Source organism: Shinella sp. GW835-FHT14H05 (assembly GCF_058793575.1).
In genome coordinates, this window is the sequence record NZ_JBXAFY010000002.1 from 1 (window position 1) to 16,962 (window position 16,962).

General features: G+C 64.4%; 14 protein-coding genes. 3 read left to right on the top strand and 11 right to left on the bottom strand.

What is annotated here, in order from left to right; genetic code table 11:
- The first annotated feature begins 266 nt into the window (after positions 1–266).
- From AC1Q6Z_RS07455 to AC1Q6Z_RS07465, 3 genes are all read left to right on the top strand, one after another.
- On the top strand, positions 267–821 hold the full coding sequence (locus AC1Q6Z_RS07455; protein WP_492647269.1) for a methylated-DNA--[protein]-cysteine S-methyltransferase: 555 nt from the start codon (positions 267–269) through the stop codon (positions 819–821).
- Positions 818–1,537, top strand: coding sequence for a 2OG-Fe(II) oxygenase (locus AC1Q6Z_RS07460; RefSeq protein ID WP_492647270.1), 720 nt, complete (start codon positions 818–820; stop codon positions 1,535–1,537). The genes AC1Q6Z_RS07455 and AC1Q6Z_RS07460 overlap by 4 nt, the downstream gene beginning before the upstream one ends.
- A 106-nt stretch (positions 1,538–1,643) precedes the next feature.
- A complete protein-coding gene (locus AC1Q6Z_RS07465; protein WP_492647839.1) occupies positions 1,644–2,348 on the top strand; it encodes a DUF599 domain-containing protein in 705 nt (234 codons plus the stop codon).
- A gap of 9 nt (positions 2,349–2,357) precedes the next feature.
- Here AC1Q6Z_RS07465 and AC1Q6Z_RS07470 read toward each other — a convergent pair whose 3' ends face one another.
- From AC1Q6Z_RS07470 to AC1Q6Z_RS07520, 11 genes are all read right to left on the bottom strand, one after another.
- Entirely contained in the window at positions 2,358–3,299 is a 942-nt protein-coding gene (locus AC1Q6Z_RS07470) for an MBL fold metallo-hydrolase (protein WP_492647271.1), read from the bottom strand.
- Between the two features lie 45 nt (positions 3,300–3,344).
- Positions 3,345–4,145, bottom strand: a complete 801-nt coding sequence (locus AC1Q6Z_RS07475; protein WP_492647272.1) for an SDR family NAD(P)-dependent oxidoreductase — start codon at positions 4,143–4,145, stop codon at positions 3,345–3,347.
- 77 nt (positions 4,146–4,222) lie between these two features.
- Positions 4,223–5,203 (bottom strand): alpha/beta fold hydrolase, encoded by a 981-nt coding sequence (locus tag AC1Q6Z_RS07480; protein ID WP_492647273.1) that lies wholly within the window; start codon positions 5,201–5,203, stop codon positions 4,223–4,225.
- A gap of 160 nt (positions 5,204–5,363) precedes the next feature.
- The gene (locus AC1Q6Z_RS07485; protein ID WP_492647274.1) at positions 5,364–5,894 is read right to left on the bottom strand and encodes a type 1 glutamine amidotransferase family protein; all 531 of its coding nucleotides are present in this window, start codon (positions 5,892–5,894) and stop codon (positions 5,364–5,366) included.
- An 81-nt stretch (positions 5,895–5,975) separates the two neighbouring features.
- On the bottom strand, positions 5,976–8,663 hold the full coding sequence (locus AC1Q6Z_RS07490; protein ID WP_492647840.1) for an ATP-binding protein: 2,688 nt from the start codon (positions 8,661–8,663) through the stop codon (positions 5,976–5,978).
- 194 nt (positions 8,664–8,857) lie between these two features.
- The gene (locus AC1Q6Z_RS07495; protein ID WP_492647275.1) at positions 8,858–9,883 is read right to left on the bottom strand and encodes an ABC transporter ATP-binding protein; all 1,026 of its coding nucleotides are present in this window, start codon (positions 9,881–9,883) and stop codon (positions 8,858–8,860) included.
- Positions 9,871–11,565 carry an ABC transporter permease gene (locus AC1Q6Z_RS07500; protein WP_492647276.1) on the bottom strand — a complete coding sequence of 565 codons (1,695 nt, stop codon included), beginning with the start codon at positions 11,563–11,565 and terminating at the stop codon, positions 9,871–9,873. The genes AC1Q6Z_RS07495 and AC1Q6Z_RS07500 overlap by 13 nt, the downstream gene beginning before the upstream one ends.
- 19 nt (positions 11,566–11,584) lie before the next feature.
- Entirely contained in the window at positions 11,585–12,562 is a 978-nt protein-coding gene (locus tag AC1Q6Z_RS07505) for an ABC transporter substrate-binding protein (protein ID WP_492647277.1), read from the bottom strand.
- Positions 12,563–12,626: 64 nt separating this feature from the next.
- Positions 12,627–13,592 carry a magnesium and cobalt transport protein CorA gene (locus AC1Q6Z_RS07510; RefSeq protein ID WP_256114451.1) on the bottom strand — a complete coding sequence of 322 codons (966 nt, stop codon included), beginning with the start codon at positions 13,590–13,592 and terminating at the stop codon, positions 12,627–12,629.
- A 32-nt stretch (positions 13,593–13,624) separates the two neighbouring features.
- Positions 13,625–15,082, bottom strand: a complete 1,458-nt coding sequence (locus AC1Q6Z_RS07515; protein WP_492647278.1) for a CYTH and CHAD domain-containing protein — start codon at positions 15,080–15,082, stop codon at positions 13,625–13,627.
- 120 nt (positions 15,083–15,202) lie between these two features.
- Positions 15,203–16,933, bottom strand: a complete 1,731-nt coding sequence (locus AC1Q6Z_RS07520; protein ID WP_492647279.1) for a Na/Pi cotransporter family protein — start codon at positions 16,931–16,933, stop codon at positions 15,203–15,205.
- Positions 16,934–16,962: the final 29 nt, after the last annotated feature.

The following is a 16,962-nucleotide window of genomic DNA, read 5'->3' on the forward strand; positions in this document are numbered from 1 at the left end:
CTGGCCGCTGTGCCGGAGAGCGCCTTACGGACATTTCTACTTTGCAAACCGGCGGACATTTCAACTCTCCCGCCACACTATCTGTATCTGGGTACGCCCTATTCTCAGCGCGGCATATGAGAGATGCAACAGCCTATCTCTGCCCGGTCTGCCCACCGCTTCGCCACGCCTTGGGGGAATTTCTCGATTTGACAGCAAGGATCGGAGTTTGCTGCGACATCATGCGTCCTAGTGTCGATCTCCAAGACAAACAAGGAGTTACGACGATGAACCTCATGATCACCAACAAGGCGTTACGGGCCGCACCGAAGGTGAAGACGGCCGATATTCTTTCCTACGCTGTCGCCGATTGCACGCTCGGCAAGGTTTTGCTGGCGCAGAGCACCAAGGGCGTTTGCGCGATCCTCATCGGCGACACTGCCGAAGACCTGATGGCGGATCTCGCCCATCGTTTCCCGCAGGCGATGCTCGTCCCGGGCGAAGCTGCGGTGAAAGAGGCCATGGAGGCGGTGCTGCGTTTCATCGCGGAGCCTGCTGTGGGTCTCCCTCTCGCGCTCGACATGCGCGGGACGCCGTTTCAGCGGCGCGTGTGGGAAAGGCTGCGGACGATTCCCGTCGGCAGTACGGTGAGCTACCGGGAACTGGCCGGCTGGATCAGCCCGCTCGCAAGCCCGCGAGCCGTCGGCACTGCCTGCGCCGCCAATCCGCTTGCGCTCGCCATTCCGTGCCACCGGGTCCTGCGTGCAAACGGCGAACTCGCCGGCTATCGCTGGGGCATCGAGCGCAAACGCAAACTCCTCCGGAAGGAGGCCATGGCATGAGCGTCGCGACGTCTGCCGAAGCACGGGTCGCCGCGTATGATTGGAAAGCGCTTGCCGGCGAGCTGGATGGTTTCGGCTGTGCGGTCCTTCCAAAGTTGCTGACACCGGAGGAGTGCCGCGGGATTGCGGCGCTCTATCCCGATGGAAGCCATTTCCGCAGTCACGTCGTCATGGCGCGGCACGGTTTCGGGAAGGGCGAATACCGCTACTTCAAATATCCCCTACCCGACCTTCTCGGCAGCCTGCGCACGGCGCTCTATCCACGCCTTGCGAGCGTCGCCAATGCCTGGAACGAGCGCATGGGCATCGCGGAGCGTTATATCGGCGAGCACGCGCCGTTCCTTCAGCAATGCCATGACGCCGGCCAAATGCGGCCGACGCCGTTGCTGCTGCAATATGGCCCCGGTGATTTCAACTGCCTGCATCAGGATCTCTACGGCGATCTCGCCTTTCCAATCCAGGTGGCAATCCTACTTTCGGAGCCCGGCAGCGACTTTACCGGCGGCGAATTCGTGCTGACCGAACAGCGGCCGCGCATGCAAAGCCGGGTGGAGGTCGTACCGCTGCGCCAGGGCGATGCAGTGGCCTTCGCGGTGCATAACCGCCCGGTGCAGGGAACGAAGGGGAATTATCGTGTCAATCTCCGCCACGGTGTCAGCCGCGTGCGCTCCGGCAAACGCCACACCGTCGGCATCATCTTCCACGACGCCCGCTGACGGCCGCCGCCCTGCCCGCCGAACTGTGGAGCGAGGATTGAGCAATCGGCAATTCTTTGCCACAGTCGGCATCGGGGAAACAGGGGGCGGCAACGACCGACCAGAGATGCCGCTCGAGGACATAGGCGCGATCGCGTTTTTCTTGCTGGTCTGGGTCTCCCTGGAACCATGGCTGGAATACACCAAGCGCAAGAACAGCATTCCCCGCAACATGGAGGCGATCCGGCGGGCCTGGATGCGGGAAGTGCTGACGCGCGATACCAACTTCATCGGGGATGCCGCCATTCTCGGGCACACGATCAACTCGGCCTCGTTCTTCGCCTCGGCCAACCTGCTGGTCATCATGGCGGTGGTGGGCTCGTTGTCTATCGATCCCGCATCGTTCAGCAAAACGGGGCTGATCGCGACCTTTGCGGGCGACACGCCGGCCTGGCTTCTCCAGACGAAAATCCTGCTGGTCTTCGGGACGCTCCTGCGCGGGCTTTCGGATTTCGTCTGGGCCGTCCGCCAGTTGAATTACTGCCTGGCGGCGATCGGCAGCAGCCCGTCCAAGAACGAGGACCGTGATCTCGATGCCTGGACGGATGCCCTGACCTCCGTCGTCAATCCGGCGCTGCGGACCTTCTCCAAGGGCGTTCGGTCCTATTATTTCACCTTCGCCGCCATCCTCTGGTTCCTGGGGCCTTGGGTTTTCTGCTTAGGCACGCTCCTATCCGCGTCCCTAATGGTATGGCGGCATACGTCCTCCCGCACGGCCCATGGCCTGAGCCGCATCCACGATCTCATCGAGGCGCAGAAAGGCAAATCCTGAAACCCGGGATTATGCCTGGACAAACCGGTAGGCCTGCCCGGCGGGCTCCGCAAATCCGACGCCCGGATAGGTCCAATGATAGCCGAGCATCTTCACTTTTTCCGAAGATGCGCGGTCGAGCAGCATCTGCCTGCTCTTCAACGCGATTTCGGGTTCGGTGTCGAAACCGAAATGCCAGTCAGGCCGTTCGAAGAAGACCGTGTCGCTGGTGCAGGCATCGCCCGTGACCAGCAGGTTTCCGTCGCCGGCGATCTCCACCGACATATGGCCAGGCGTATGGCCCGGAGTCGACACCAAGGCCATGCCGGAAAGGATTTCATCGCCCGGCTTCACCCGCGTCAGGCGATCTTCGACAGCGGAAAGGTCGCGCCTTGCGCCCTTCGCAAAGCCGTGAAGCGCCGATGGCTGGCGGGCTTCGAAATCGTCGGCCATCCAGAAGGCCCATTCCGCTTCGCTGACATAATAGTGCGCGTTCGGATAAAGCACCTTGCCATCCGCTGTGGTCGTCGCGCCGGAATGATCCGGATGCACATGGGTGAAGACGACCTTGGTGATCTGCTCCGGCAGCACGCCGAGCGTCTTCAGGTTCTCCGCCAGGCGCCCCGCGCTCGGCTGGAAATTGGTTCCCGAACCAGTGTCGATTAGGATGAGGTCCTGTCCGTGCCGGATCAGCGGAATATTCGCCTGCACCGCGGCGCCCTTCGCGTCGCCGCCGAGACGCTTCAGGAAATCGACGCGCTCCTCGGCCGACGCATCGGGCAGGAGAACTTCGGGCGGCAGCATGATAGAACCGTCGCTGACCACCGAGATATCGAACGCGCCGTGCGAGAATGTATGGACCGGAGCGGCCAGAACATTCCGCGGCAGGGCAAGAGAAACGGCCGCTGCTGCCGCGCCGGCGAGCACCTGCCTGCGGGTGGCCTGGATATTTCCAAACTCGAAGGCGGACATGACAAATCTCCTTTGAAAAACCGGTCCGTCATTCGCTCCGCCGCGTCACACCGCTTCGGCAGGGACGCCGTATCGCGGTGCCGCGTGTTTCAACGACAGGTGGGGGCCGAGCGCGTGGCGGGCAGTTTCCAAAGCCTGCCAGAGTCCGTCATCGGCGAGCGACGGGATGGTGATGAGCTCTCCCCGATCGAAACCTGCCAATGCGGCATCCACCATCTCTTCCGCCCCCATGATCATGTCGGCGGGGATGACGTTGATGTCGATGCCGGCGCGCTCGAAGATTTCCGTGCGCGTGAAACCGGGAAGCACTGCCTGGATTTGCGTGCCCTGCCCTTTCAACTCCTCGGCCATCGCCTGGGTGAAGGCGAGCACGAAGGCCTTGCTGGCGACATAGGTCGCGTTGAACCGCTCGGGCATCAGCGCCACGACCGAGGCAATGTTGATGATCGCCCCCTCGCCGCGCGCCGCAAAGGCCTTCGCCGCTTCCACCGTCAGGGCATGCAGCACATCGACATTGAGATGCACCATGGCGGCAAGGCCCGTGGTTTCGGATTGCAGCACCGGACCTTTCGGGCCACTCCCCGCACAGTTGACGAGCATGGTGAGCCCTGCGTCTTCCCGAAGCCTCGCGATCACCGTTTCCAGTCCCTCACGACCGGAAAGGTCCGCCGGAACCGGCTTCACCTGAACGCCATGGCTTGCGGCAAGGCGCGCCGCTTGCTCCTCCAATCGACCGCGGTCGCGGGCGACGGTCAAAAGGTCGAAGCCGCGCCGGGCGAGGCGATCGGCATAGATGGCGCCGATCCCCGAGGAGGCTCCGGTCACCATTGCGGTTTTCCTTGGCATTCGAAATCTCCTCTTCCTCGTATTGTTGAAAAGTGCACGCCGGACCGATGGCCCGGCGTGCGCGGCAGCCGGTCGGACTAGCTCTTGATGAATGCCAGAAGATCGGGATTGATGATCTCCGGATGGGTCGTGCACATGCCGTGCGGCAGGTCCTTGTAGGTCTTGAGCGTGCTGTTCTTCAGCAGTTTTGCCGAGAGCGGGGCGGAGTCGGCAATCGGCACGATCTGGTCATCCTCGCCGTGCATGACGAGCACGGGCAGGTCGATCGCCTTGAGGTCCTCGGTGAAATCGGTCTCGGAGAATGCCTTGATGCAATCGTAATGCGCCTTCGCGCCGCCCATCATGCCCTGCCGCCACCAATTGTTGATGACGCCCTCGGAGACCTTCGCGCCCGGCCGGTTGAAGCCGTAGAACGGGCCGGAGGGCACATCCAGGAAGAACTGGGCGCGATTGGCGACGAGTGCCGCGCGAAAACCGTCGAAGACCTCGATCGGCAGGCCGCCCGGATTCGTCTCGGACTTGACCATGATCGGTGGCACCGCGCCGATGATGACCGCCTTGGCGACGCGTCCCTTCTTGGCGCGGGCGACATAGTGCACGACTTCGCCGCCGCCCGTCGAATGGCCGACATGGACGGCGTCCTTGAGGTCGAGCGCATCGGTGAGCGCCGCGACATCGGCGGCGTAGGTGTCCATCTCGTTGCCGGTCCAGGTTTGGCTGGAGCGGCCATGGCCCCGGCGGTCATGGGCGATGACGCGGTAGCCGTTTTCGAGGAAGAACATCATCTGGTTGTCCCAGTCGTCGGCCGAAAGCGGCCAGCCATGATGGAAGACCACGGGCTGCGCGTCCTTCGGACCCCAGTCCTTGTAATAGATTTCGACGTCGTCGGCGATTTTGATGAAAGGCATGGCGGTGTCCTTCGTTTCGTCCTGATTGGTGTTCGATGTCTGCGCGTCGGCATATGTCGGAAGTGCAAGCGCCGCGATGGTGGCTGCGGCTCCAAGAAGAAGGTCGCGGCGCGTAGCTGCGACCGGAAAGGCGGTGGCCCATTCATTCATGGCTTCCCTCCTGTGCGGACTTTGCCCGCGTCTCGTTGACGAAAATCAAGGTGACGCAGACGAAGCCGCAACACGAGTAAAGCGTCGTAAATCGATGCAAAGGCGACGTGCAGTAAGCGCAGTCTAGCGTCGTTCCCGGCGTCCTTAAAGCCGTTGAATGTCAGGGTGCGGCGTGCATCTCGCAGACCAGATGGACCAGAGCACGCGCCGCATGCAGCGGCGAGGCCTCGCTGTCGCCGAGGATCAGCAGCCCGGCACCGGCCCCTTCGGGCGTGACCAGCGCATATTTGCCGGGAACGAGGGCAACCGGCTTTCCCGCGCAAAGGAACGAGCGCACGAAAGCGGCGACCGCGCGGTCCTCATCCGCCCATACCCGCCCCGAAAAGCCGATACAGAAGGCCGCCTCGAAGTCTTCCACGACGATCTGGTCGAGGCTCAGCGTGTCGGCAAGTTCGTCGCGGGCGTTCCTGTCCGCCTTGAACCGCTCCACCGCGGAACTTTCATCCGCCGTCGCCCGCAGGGTCGTGAGGATCGGCGGACCGCCGAGCGGTGTGGCGATGGCCACCTCGACGCCCATGTCCCGGAAGGCATAATAGGCCGGCGCGATCCACGGCAGGCCAACATCAGGCCGTTCTCCCTCATCCTCCACGATCAGGATCACAAAACGCTGGATGAAGGGCATTTCGGTCATTCCACTCTCCCATTCTCGCCGCATCATCGTGGCTTCACGGCGGGAGGACGAGTTGAGAGTTGTAAATCGGTGCAAATCCGCTCAGTCGCCGATGGCGGCGCCGAGCGTGCGCCGATCCCGGTCGATACGGCGCGTCCAGGCGACCGCGCCGTCCTCCGTAGCCGCCGCCGCGGCGCGGTCGAGATTTTCCATGGCACGGGCAAGCGCCCCTTCCCCACCCGTAGCAAGCACCACGCGCGCCTTCACCCGAAGAAGCTCCGGCAGGCACCAGCGCTCGCCGGACCGGCGGCAATGTTCGAGCGCGGTGTCCACAAGTCGCGCGGCTTCCGAATGCTGGGCCTGTTCACTCAAGGCCAGCGCGGCGATGGACTGGAAGTAGGTCTGGAACAGGGTGAAGCCTGCGCCTTCAAGGGTTGCCATCGCGGCGCGAAGCTGTCGGCTGCTCTCTTCCGCCCGCCCTGCCCGCAGCAAGAGTTCCGCCTCGAAACAATCGGCATAGGCGTGCCACACATCCAGCGACAGCGCCTTGGTGTGCTCCCGCAACGACGCAATGTAGCCGACCGCGAGGTCATCCCGGCCCGACAACAGCGCCAGCGGGCACGCCGCCTCGGCCAGCACGTTGGAGAGCGAGAGCGTGTGGCGGATCTCGCTGGCGTAATCGACGGTCTCCTGCACCTCCCGCAGCGCGCCGTCCTCGTCTCCCAGCAGCCACATCGCCCGGGCAAGTATGATGCGGGCGGTGACGCGCTGGTCGAACTGGAAGCGGATGGAATGTTGCCCTGCCCGCAGGCTCGTATAGTCGCGCAGCATCTGCCGCAACTCGTCGCGGGATTCCCGGTGGCGGCCCAGCCAGTGGAGCGTGGCGCCACGCATCCGCTTGCCGATGATCGCGTCCATCGGATCCGCCGATGCTTGGGCGAGCACGCCGAATTTCTCGGCAAACGTCATACCGAGCCGCGGTTCTGCACGATTGATGGCATCGACCCACAATGCCCAGGTCGCCCGCAACTGATGGTCGGCATCGCCGATCTCCTCGGCGATCCTGAGCGTCGTGGACCAGGCCGCGATGCCGTGCTCGGGCGCATCGGTGGCGCGCATCTGCGGCCAGCCGAGCGCTGCATAGAGCTTCATGCGGCTGCGCTCGTCCAGGCCGGGGCGGTCTTCGAGATAGGCGATCGCCCGCGTGACCGCCACGAGGCATTCATCGAGCAGCGACAGGCGGAAGAACAGCGGCAGGCTCGCCACCGTCAGCCGCACGCCGAGCAGCGGATCGCCGGTCGTCGAAAAGGCCCAGTCGAGTGCCGCGCGCAGGTTCGCCATCTGCGACGCGAAATCCTCCGACCACTCCGCCACGGCGGCAGAATACAGCTCCTGCTCGGCCCGCTCGAAACGCCTCTGAAGATAGGCCGCGAGCCGCGCCATCGCCGCGTCCGTCCCGTTGCCAGCCACAAGCTTCTCGGCGGCATAGATGCGCGTCGTGTCGAGCAGGCGATAGCGCGTGCCGATCGCATGCGGATCGGCCACCACGAGAGACTTTGCGACGAGGGAGGCAAGGTCATCCTCCCCCTCGTTTCCTGAAAGCACGGCCATGCCGGCCTCACCGCTGAACCAGCCGCGCAGGACCGAGAGTTCCGTCAGCGCCGTCTTTTCCTGCGCCGACAGGATGGTGTAGCTCCAGTCGAGCGTGGCCCGCAGCGTCTGGTGCCGGGGCAACGCGGTGCGCCGGCCGCGCGTCAGCACGCGAAAACAGTCGGACAGGGACGACGCAAGGCCCGGAATGCTGATCGTTTCCAGCCGCCCGGCCGCAAGCTCGATCGCCAGCGCGATGCCATCGAGCCGCGCACAGATATCGACGACATGGGGCGCGTCCGCGTCGGACAATTCGTAGCTACCGAGGCAGGCATCAGCCCGCTCGACGAACAATTGCACCGCCGGCGACATCATCGCGTCGCGGGCGTGGCTTGCCGTCGTGGGCAGTTCGAGCGCCGGCAGCCGGTGCACGCGTTCGCCATCCGCCCGCAACGGTTCGCGGCTCGTCGCCAGGATGCGGGTGGCCGGCGCGCCGCGCAAAATGGCCTCCGCAAGGGCAGCAGCGCCGTCGACCACCTGCTCGCAGCTATCGAGCACCACCAGGATATCGTGCTCGGCGAGGTGGCGCGCGATATCCCCGGCAAGATCCTCCGTCCGCGAGAGGATTCCAAGCGCCGAGGCAATTGACGTCGCAACCAGGCCGGACTGTGCAACCTCGGAAAGATCGACCCACAAAACCTTCCCCGCCAGCCCCTCGCCCGCGGCCACGGCCCGGGCGAGGGTGGACTTTCCGATGCCGCCCGGTCCGACGATCGTCAGCAGGCGGGAGCGCACGAGCTGTGAGGCGATGAGAGCAATCGACTGTTCGCGGCCAAAGATGCGCGGCCCGGCGGGAACGCCCACCGGCACTGGCGCGGATTGTGGCGTTTGCGAAGCGGGCGGCGCTAGATCGGCGATGAACGTATAACCGCGGCCCGGCACGTTCGTGATGAACTTCGGTTCCTTCTGGGTATCGTCCAGCGCCTTGCGGAGTGCAGAAATATGGACCCGAAGATTGGCCTCCTCGACAAACGTGTTCGGCCAGACATGCCGGACGATCTCCGCATTGGTCTTCAGTTCACCCGGATGGGAAGCGAGGAAGATGAGAATGTCGGCGGCGCGGCTGCCGAGCGGTACGAGCTTTCCATCGCGCAGCAACGCCCGCCGGCCCGGCGCGATCGTGAACGGTCCGAATTGCATGTCGCTCACGGCATTGATCACTTTCCACCATCCGTCCACACCGGAAACACGACACCATGCCACCGCCCGCGGCATGACTTCGGATGCGGAACTTGAGCGAAGGCCGGCAAAAACGCAAGCCGGTTGCAACCGGCCTCGCGCCGGCCTCTCATGGTGGTATTAACCTCACGTCTTCGTTGCACCGCGAGCCAGCGCTAAAGCCGCCAGGCCGAGTGGATCGTCACATGAACGATGTCCCCCGCGTGCGGCCGGTGCCGGCTGAAGGCGCGCAGGATATGGCCGTCTTCGAGTTCCAGCACCAGGCTGTAGCGCTCGCCTTCGTAAAGCGAGGAGCGCACCCGCGTCGCGATGCCTTCGCCCGAAAGCAGAATATCCTCCGGCCGTACGAGGATATCCGCCGCCGATCCAAGCGCTGGGGAACCGAGCGCCGGACGAAGTTCCTCCCATGTGAGCTTTCGCGGCAGGCCGTCCGCCAGATGGAGCGAAAGCACCGAGCCCCGACCGATCAGGCTGCCGACGAGGCGGCCTTCAGGGCGGGCGTAAATCTCTTCCGGCGGTGCCACCTGCAGCAGTTTGCCCTCCGACATGACGGCGACGTCGGTGGCCAGCGCCATGGCCTCGCCCTGGTCGTGTGTGACATAGACCATCGTGGCGCCGGAGCGCTGGTGAAAGTCGCGAAAGGTCTCCTCCATCTCCTGGCGCAGATGCCGGTCGAGATTGGCGAGCGGCTCGTCGAGCAGCACGACATCCGGCTCGGTGACGAGGCAGCGTGCCAGCGCCACCCGCTGCCGCTGGCCGCCGGAAAGCTCTGCCGGCCGGCGCTCGGCATGGTCGGCGAGCCGCACCGTATCCAGCGCCTCGCGGATGCGGTTGCGGTAGATCTCTCGCGATACGCCGCGCACCTTCAGCGGATAGCCGACATTGTCGGCGACGCTCATATGCGGCCAAAGCGCGTAGGACTGGAAGACCATCGCCATATTGCGCCGCTCGGGCGGCAGGGATTGCGCGGCATTCGCAAGCAAGCGCTCGCCGAGGAAGATCGCTCCGTCGCTCGGCGCCTCGAAACCGGCGATCATGCGCAGCACCGTCGTCTTGCCGCAGCCCGACGGGCCGAGCAGCGCAAGAAAACCGCCCTCGCGCACATCGAGCGACAGACTGCTTACCGCAGGTCTCCCGGTGCCGAACTGCTTGCTGACGTGGTTGAGGATCAGCTTCGCCACGGCACCACTCCCTTCGGCAGGCGCTTCGCCAGCCATTCCAAGAGCAGCATCATGACGACGACCATGAGGACGACGAGCACGGAGAGCGCCGAGGCGAGATCGGAACCGCCGCTGTCATCGAGATTGTAGATAACGACGCCGAGCGTCTGGGTGCCGGCCGACCAGAGAAGGGCGGAGACGGTGAGTTCGTTGCAGGCGATGAGGAAGACCAGGATGACGGAGGCGCCGGCAGCGGGCGCCACGAGCGGCACGAGAATATCCTTCAAGCGTCGGAAGAAGCCTGCGCCGGCCAGCCGCGCCGCCTCCTCTAGTGCCGGGTCAAGCTGGCGATATGCACTCACCACGGGTTTCAGGCTGACGGCGAAGAAGCTTGCGAAATAGGCGAGCAGGATGATCCAGATCGTGCCGTAGAGCGTGACGTTGAAAACTGGCAGGGGTGCCGCGAAGACGAGGATGAAGGCGACGGCGACGATGATGCCCGGCAGCGCATAGGGAATTTCGATGAGGCTCGCGACGATGCGGGCAAAGACATCCCGCCGGCGCGTCAGCACGTAGCCGGCCAGCACCGAGAGGCCGAGCAGGCCGACCGCGGTGACGGTGGCGAGAAAGAGCGAATTGGCAAAGGCCGTGCGCGTCACCGCCTGGCGCAACAGCACTTCCTGAAAGGCGTTGAACGACATGGTCTCGAGCGTCAGCGGCACGCCATAGGCCGGCACCAGCGCACCCGCCAGCAGCGCGAAGAACGGTGCGACGAGCATGAAGAAGAGGACGAGCAGCAGCACGGGCACGAAGAGAAACTTCCACCATCCGACCTGAAAGCTCGTCGCGGCGCCTGCCTGGCCAAGAATGCGGTAGTCGCGGCCGCCAAGCGCGCGCTCCTGCACCGCAAGCCCCGCCACGGAGATGAGCGCGATGACGCCGGAGAGCACGGCGACCTCGCCGAAGGTGCGGTCAGTGAAGGCGGCGAACTTGGTGAAGATCAGCGTCGCCAGCGTGTAGATCGAAGCCGGAATGCCGAGGATCGCCGGAATACCGAAATTACCGATGCAGGACACGAAGGCGATGGCCGCACCGGCGATCATGCCGGGCAGCGCCAGCGGCAGCACGATATCCCGGAACGTGCGCAAGGCCGGGGCGCCGGAGAGCCGCGCCGCCTCGATACCGTCGCGCGGCACGCTGAGCAGCCCGGCCCTGAGCGCAAGATAGACCAGCGGCGCATGCTGCACGCCATAGAGCAGCGCGATGCCGCCCAGCGAATAAAGCGGCTGCGGCGAGCCGAGCGGCGGGGCGATGCCGAGCGCTTTCAGGAGTGGGCTGGACGGGCCGGACATCTGCACCCAGGCAAGCGCCGTCACCTGCGGCGGGATCATCATCGGCAGCACGAAGAGGAAGCTGAGCGGCCCCTTAGCCGGGATGTCGGTGAGCGTCAGCAGGAAGGCGAAGAGCGAGCCGATCAAGACCGAGATGATGGTTCCGAAAACGGCGGTCACCAGCGTGTAATAGGTCGCCTGCCAGAGCGCGCGGTCCGTCAGCACCGCGACCGCCCCGCCATCGGCAAAGGCCGTAATGCCGGTCACGGCGAGGCGGGCGAGCGGCAGCACGCTGAGGACGACAACCACACTGACGATGAAAGGAAACAGCCAGGCTGGCTGGCTGTTTCCCGGGCGAACGTAACCGTGCATGTTAAGGCCGCGTCGAGCCCTAATTGGAGCCGAAATAACCGGAGAAGGTCTTCAGGTCGGCGTCCGTATTCTTCAGCGCTGTGGCGGCGTCGAGCGGCAGCACGCGGATGGTGTCACGCGCGGGGAACCCTTCCGGCATGGCAACGCCGTTGCGGGCCGGAATGTAGCCGAGCTTGACGAAGCCTTCCTGGCCCTCGACCGACAGAACGTAGTCGACGAATTTCTGGGCGGCTTCGACATTCTTCGACGACGCGAGGATGCCGACCGGCTCGGTGACGGCGGAAACGCCTTCGCTCGGGAAGACGAACTCGACCGGCGCACCCTTCGCCTTCTCGCGGATCGGCATGTAGTCGACGACCATGCCATAGGCCTTTTCGCCCGAGGCGACGGCCTTGAGGATCGCGCCGTTGCCGCCGGCCGCTGTCGTGCCGTTTTCGGCGAGCGCCTTGTAATAATCCCAGCCGAGGCCATCGACGGCCGTCAGCGTCTGGGCGTGGATGAGGGCGGCGCCCGAGGTGAGCGGGCTCGGCATGGTGACGAGGCCCTTGGCCTCCGGCTTCACGAGGTCCTGCCAGCTGGCGGGCTTGAGGCCGGCCGATGTGTTGTAGACGATGCCGGTGGTGATCAGCTTGGTCGAATAGTAGTGGCCGTCCTTGTCATAGAGGGCGGCGTCATAGTTCGCGGCTTCCGGCGACTTGTAGGCGAGCAGCTTGCCGTCCTGCTTGAGGCGCTCGAGCGTGACGGTATCGGCGATCAGCAGCACGTCGGCAACCGGGTTGCCGGCCGCGATCTCGGCCTGGAGTTTTGCCATGATTTTCGGCGTGCCATCGCGCACCCAATCCACTTTGATGTCGGGATTGGCGGCCATGAAGCCGTCGACGGTCGCCTGCGCGTCCTCGTTCGGCTGGCTGGTATAGAGCACGAGGTTTGCGGCAGAGGCCGGGAGGGCGGCAAAGCCAACTGCGAGGAGGGTGACGGCGGAAACGAGATTTTTCATGGGAGCATCCTTCCGGGAAAGTCATCGCTCCCTACCCCCCGCGCTTGACACCTGTGTGACACCCTTACAGCCACTTGGCGCGCTTGAACCGCCAGTAAAGCCCCACGCAGAAGACGGTGATGACCCCGAGCACGACGAAATAGCCGTATTCGGTCTTCAGCTCCGGCATATTGTCGAAATTCATGCCGTAAAGACCCGCGATCGCTGTCGGCACGGCGAGGATCGCGGCCCAGGAGGCGAGCTGGCGGGTGATCACGCCCTGGCGCTGCTGTTCCAAGAGGTTGCTTGCCTCGAAGACCGACGTGATGACGTCGCGAAGGCCGCCCACCATCTGCTCGACGCGGTGCATGTGTTGCAGCGCATCGCGGAAATAGGGCTTCGCCTCGACATCCAGGCACGGCAGGTCGAGATGCACCAGCTTGCCGCAGAGGTCCAGCATGGCATCCAGCACGCGCTGGAACAGGATGACCTCGCGGCGCAGCCGGAAGATGCGCTTGATCTGGGCGCGGTCGAGGAAGGAATCCAGCATCTTGCGTTCCATATCGAGCACGGAATCCTCGATCGTGCGCACGATCGGCAGGTAGCCGTCGACGACGAAATCGATGATGGCGTGCAGGATATAGTCGGTGCCGTGGCGCAGCGTGTGCGGCGAGGTCTCCAGCCGGCCGCGCAACTCGCCATGCCCGCGCTCCGAGCCGTGGCGCACGGTGATGATGTAGCGGTCACCGACGAAGATTGCCGTGCGGCCATAGGTGATGCGGTCACTGTCGAGCTTCGCGGTCTGGGTCAGCACGAAGATCTGGTCGTCATAGGCGCTGAGCTTCGGCGTCTGCAACGGGTTCAGCGCATCGCTGACCGACAGCTCGTGCAGGCCGAACCGTTCCTTCAGCACGGAGAGTTCCTCGACCGTCGGCTCGTGCAGGCCGATCCAGATGAAATCGGTCTTCTCGGTCGGAATCGCGACGGTTTCGAGCGGAACTTCCTGCAGGCGCCGTCCGTCGCGGTAAAGGTAGGAGGCAACGACCGTCATGGGGGCTCCTTGCAGGCAGAAAGACTGCGGCTTTAACGCCAGAAACGCTTGGTGTCGATGAGCGCGTCATGTGCATCCGCCGCCGCCTTGATCACGGCCTGCTTGTTCTCGATGGCATTGGAGGGGAAGGCCGTCGCCGCATCGCCATCGAAGCCGAGCCGTGCCAGCACCTCCGGCATCGCGGCCGCGTCGTTCAGCGTGCCGAGCTGGTCCTGAAGCCCTTCCAATGCAGCCAGGAAGCGGCCACGGCGGCGCTTCTGGCGCTTGCGGTCGAACAGCGAGGCGAAGAACTCGGTGGCATACCGCAATTTCTTGGCGTCCTTACGCACCTCATGGCGGGCCTCGTCGTCGAGATCGACGAGATCGCGGCCGCCCTTCTTGACCTTCCGACGCAGCCGATCGAGCGCGCCGGCGGCAAAATCGCCGACCGGCCGCTCGCGGATTTCGCGGGTGTGGGTAAGGCTGAGCCAATCGCCGCAGGCAAGCCAGTAGGAAAAATCCAGCATCAGTTTTCGCGCGCGCTCGGAGGCGAGCGCTGCCATCGCCTCGTCGAAGGCGCGATGGCGGGCGTGCGCCAGTCTTTCGCCAAGCGCCTCGTCCTTACAGCGGGCAATCAGCACGTCGATGTCCCGCACCTCGCCGAGAAGACCGGCGAGCCATTTCAGCTCGTCCTTCAGGTGCGGAAAGGCCTCGTCCTCCAGCACCGCCTTGAACACCGAAAGCGCCGAGCGCAGCCGGCGCAGCGCGATACGCGCCTGGTGCACGGCCTCCTCGCCGCGGATATCGAGCAACATCTCGTTCAAGCGGAACTGGCGGAGACACGCATATGCAATCACCCGGAAGATGCCGGGAACGGTCATGTCAACGGTGAGCGCAATGGGCTGGGATTTGACGGAACGCGCCGCGGGAGCAAGCAGCCGGTAACCGCGCTCCGCCTTGCTCAGCACGCCAAGCCGGACAGGGGCGACGGCATCAAGCTTGCGGGCGAAGGAGAACAGCGCTTCGGGCGTGCCTTCCACCAGTTCCAGCTCGATTTCGCTGATCGGCGTGCGGCGGTCGCCGGCAATGATATCGCCGCGGTCCAGCGCCACCTCGATGCGGGCATCCTCCCACTCCACCGACCAGCGGCGCCGCTCGACGGCGACCTCGAAGGCCGGCTCCAGCGCATCGATGCGCCGGCCGAGAAAGGCGCGGATCGGTGTCGTGTCGTCGAGCACGGGTTCGTCGCCCTCGACCTTCTGCTCCCATTTCGGGCGGGCGAAGAGGCTGGCCGCACTGGCGCCGACCGCCTTGACGATCTGCACGCGCCCTTTGGTATCGTTGCGAATGCGCAGGGAAAAGCCAGCGGCGCGCAGGTCCTCGCCCGGCGTATCGAAATAGACGGCGCGCCGCTCGATCACCAACGGTTCGCCGGGCAGAAGCCCGGATGCCAGAAAATCATCCGCCGCCTCCGACGCAAGATCGAGCTTCAGTTCGATTTCCTGTCCCAAATGCCGTTCTCCAGACTCAACTGCCGACGCAAGAGCTACCGCACCCGTGGACAAGATCAACCCGGAAGCCATGCAAGACAAGAGGCGCCGCGGCGTGAGCCACGGCGCCTCCGCATAAAATCACTCGGCGGGAACCGGGCTGAAGCCGCCCGAGCCCATCGACTGATCGCGGGTTTCCTTGCGAACGGACGCACGGGCCAGCACGCTCTGTCGGTTGACCGACTTGCGTTCGGCATCGATACGCTGGATCAGGATTTCCGCACGCTCGATGGAGCCTAGCAGAGCCAGGATCGTGCCGCGTTCGGCGGCACCCGCATTCGGACCGAGCGAGAGGGTGCGCGCGCGCAACTCCTCGACGGCCGGATGGTTGACATGGCCAGCCGGCATCTGCGGATCGGCCAGGCCGTAATCCGGCATGATGCTGCGCAATGTCGCGTCGAGCTTGTTGAGCGCGGTGTCGACGATCGGCTGGGCTTCCGCGCCGAACTTTTCACGTCTGACGCGACGGGCGACCTGATGCATCGATTCCGTCAGCGCGGCGGTGAAGTCGGCCTCCTCGATCAGGCTCGCGATAAGGTCGAGCTGGTCGTAGGGCAGGTCTTCCTTCATCAGGTTCGACGTGTAGAGGCGGATGTCGCGGCTGAGGATATCGGTCGCGAGATAGTGCTCGCCGGGATCGGACGGCGCCTTCTTGTCGCCGCGGGCGATGTTGAGGAACATGGCACCCGCCTGGAGGTGCCGCGCGGTTTCCTTCTGGATCGCCGGCACGGCCTGGGCGAAGTCGTTGGCGAGCTTGCGGTCAAGGAAGCGCGGGGTCGAATAATCCTCGATGTCCTCCTCGTCGGTGCGGCCGACGCGCGACAGGACGCGCTCGAACACGCCGATGAAGGGGAAGAGGAGAAGCGTGTTGAAGACGTTGAAGAAGGTCGAGTAGAGGCCGACGGCCACCGGCACGAGCGGGAAGGTTTCCTTACCGTCTACCAGCACCGGCACGGCCGGGTCGCCGCCGAACCACTGCATGGCCCATTCCAGGATGCCGATGGAGACGAAGAACAAGGGAACGGTGATGCAGACGCCGATGATGTTGAAGGAGATGTGGGCGTAGGCAGCGCGCTTGGCGTTCTTGGAAAGGTTGAGCGAAGCCATCCACGAGGTGATCGTGGTGCCGAGGTCGGCGCCGAGCGAGAAGGCGACGGCGGTCGTCCAGTCGAGGATACCAGCAGCACCGAGGCCCATCACGATGCCGATCGTCGCAGACGACGAGTGGATCATCGCGGTCACGCCGGCGGCGATCAGCACGCACTTGATGAGGTTGAAATAGGAGTCGGCCTTCAGCGTCTGCAGGAGTTCCATGACCTCGGGCAGGTTGCGCAGCGGACGCAGGCCGCCGGTCATCAGGTTGAGGCCGTAGAAGATCAGCGCGAAGCCCATGCAGGCGAGCGCGATGTTGCGCACCTTCTCGTTCTTCGCGAAGCAATAGATCAGCGCGAAGATGCCGCCGAGGATCAGGCCGAGCGGGCCTAGCGGCAGCGCGATGAGGCCGTTGCCGAGCGTCGTGCCGATATTGGCGCCCATGATGACGCTGATGGCGGGCCTGAGCCCCACCACCCCGGCATTGACGAGGCCGACCACCATGACGGTCATTGCGGTCGACGACTGGATGACGCCGGTGATGAAGGTGCCGGCGAGTACGCCCTTGACCGGCGTGCCGGCCGCTTTGGCGAGGAACTCGCGCATTTTATTGACGGAGAGGGCCTGAATGCCGTTGGCCATGAATTCCAGGCCGAGCATGAAGATGCCCAACCCGCCGATGACCGGCACCAGAACGTCCTTGAAGATATCTATTTCCATGGGAATACTCGTTTCTATTGGAGCAAATA

Bases quoted from the DNA above. Each gene is read 5' to 3' on its own strand.
- AC1Q6Z_RS07455 (WP_492647269.1), top strand. From the start codon at position 267: ATGAACCTCATGATCACCAACAAGGCGTTACGGGCCGCACCGAAGGTG.
- AC1Q6Z_RS07480 (WP_492647273.1), bottom strand. From the start codon at position 5,203: ATGAATGAATGGGCCACCGCCTTTCCGGTCGCAGCTACGCGCCGCGAC.
- AC1Q6Z_RS07500 (WP_492647276.1), bottom strand. From the start codon at position 11,565: ATGCACGGTTACGTTCGCCCGGGAAACAGCCAGCCAGCCTGGCTGTTT.
- AC1Q6Z_RS07460 (WP_492647270.1), top strand. From the start codon at position 818: ATGAGCGTCGCGACGTCTGCCGAAGCACGGGTCGCCGCGTATGATTGG.
- AC1Q6Z_RS07475 (WP_492647272.1), bottom strand. From the start codon at position 4,145: ATGCCAAGGAAAACCGCAATGGTGACCGGAGCCTCCTCGGGGATCGGC.
- AC1Q6Z_RS07505 (WP_492647277.1), bottom strand. From the start codon at position 12,562: ATGAAAAATCTCGTTTCCGCCGTCACCCTCCTCGCAGTTGGCTTTGCC.
- AC1Q6Z_RS07470 (WP_492647271.1), bottom strand. From the start codon at position 3,299: ATGTCCGCCTTCGAGTTTGGAAATATCCAGGCCACCCGCAGGCAGGTG.
- AC1Q6Z_RS07510 (WP_256114451.1), bottom strand. From the start codon at position 13,592: ATGACGGTCGTTGCCTCCTACCTTTACCGCGACGGACGGCGCCTGCAG.
- AC1Q6Z_RS07465 (WP_492647839.1), top strand. From the start codon at position 1,644: ATGCCGCTCGAGGACATAGGCGCGATCGCGTTTTTCTTGCTGGTCTGG.
- AC1Q6Z_RS07520 (WP_492647279.1), bottom strand. From the start codon at position 16,933: ATGGAAATAGATATCTTCAAGGACGTTCTGGTGCCGGTCATCGGCGGG.
- AC1Q6Z_RS07485 (WP_492647274.1), bottom strand. From the start codon at position 5,894: ATGACCGAAATGCCCTTCATCCAGCGTTTTGTGATCCTGATCGTGGAG.
- AC1Q6Z_RS07490 (WP_492647840.1), bottom strand. From the start codon at position 8,663: ATGCAATTCGGACCGTTCACGATCGCGCCGGGCCGGCGGGCGTTGCTG.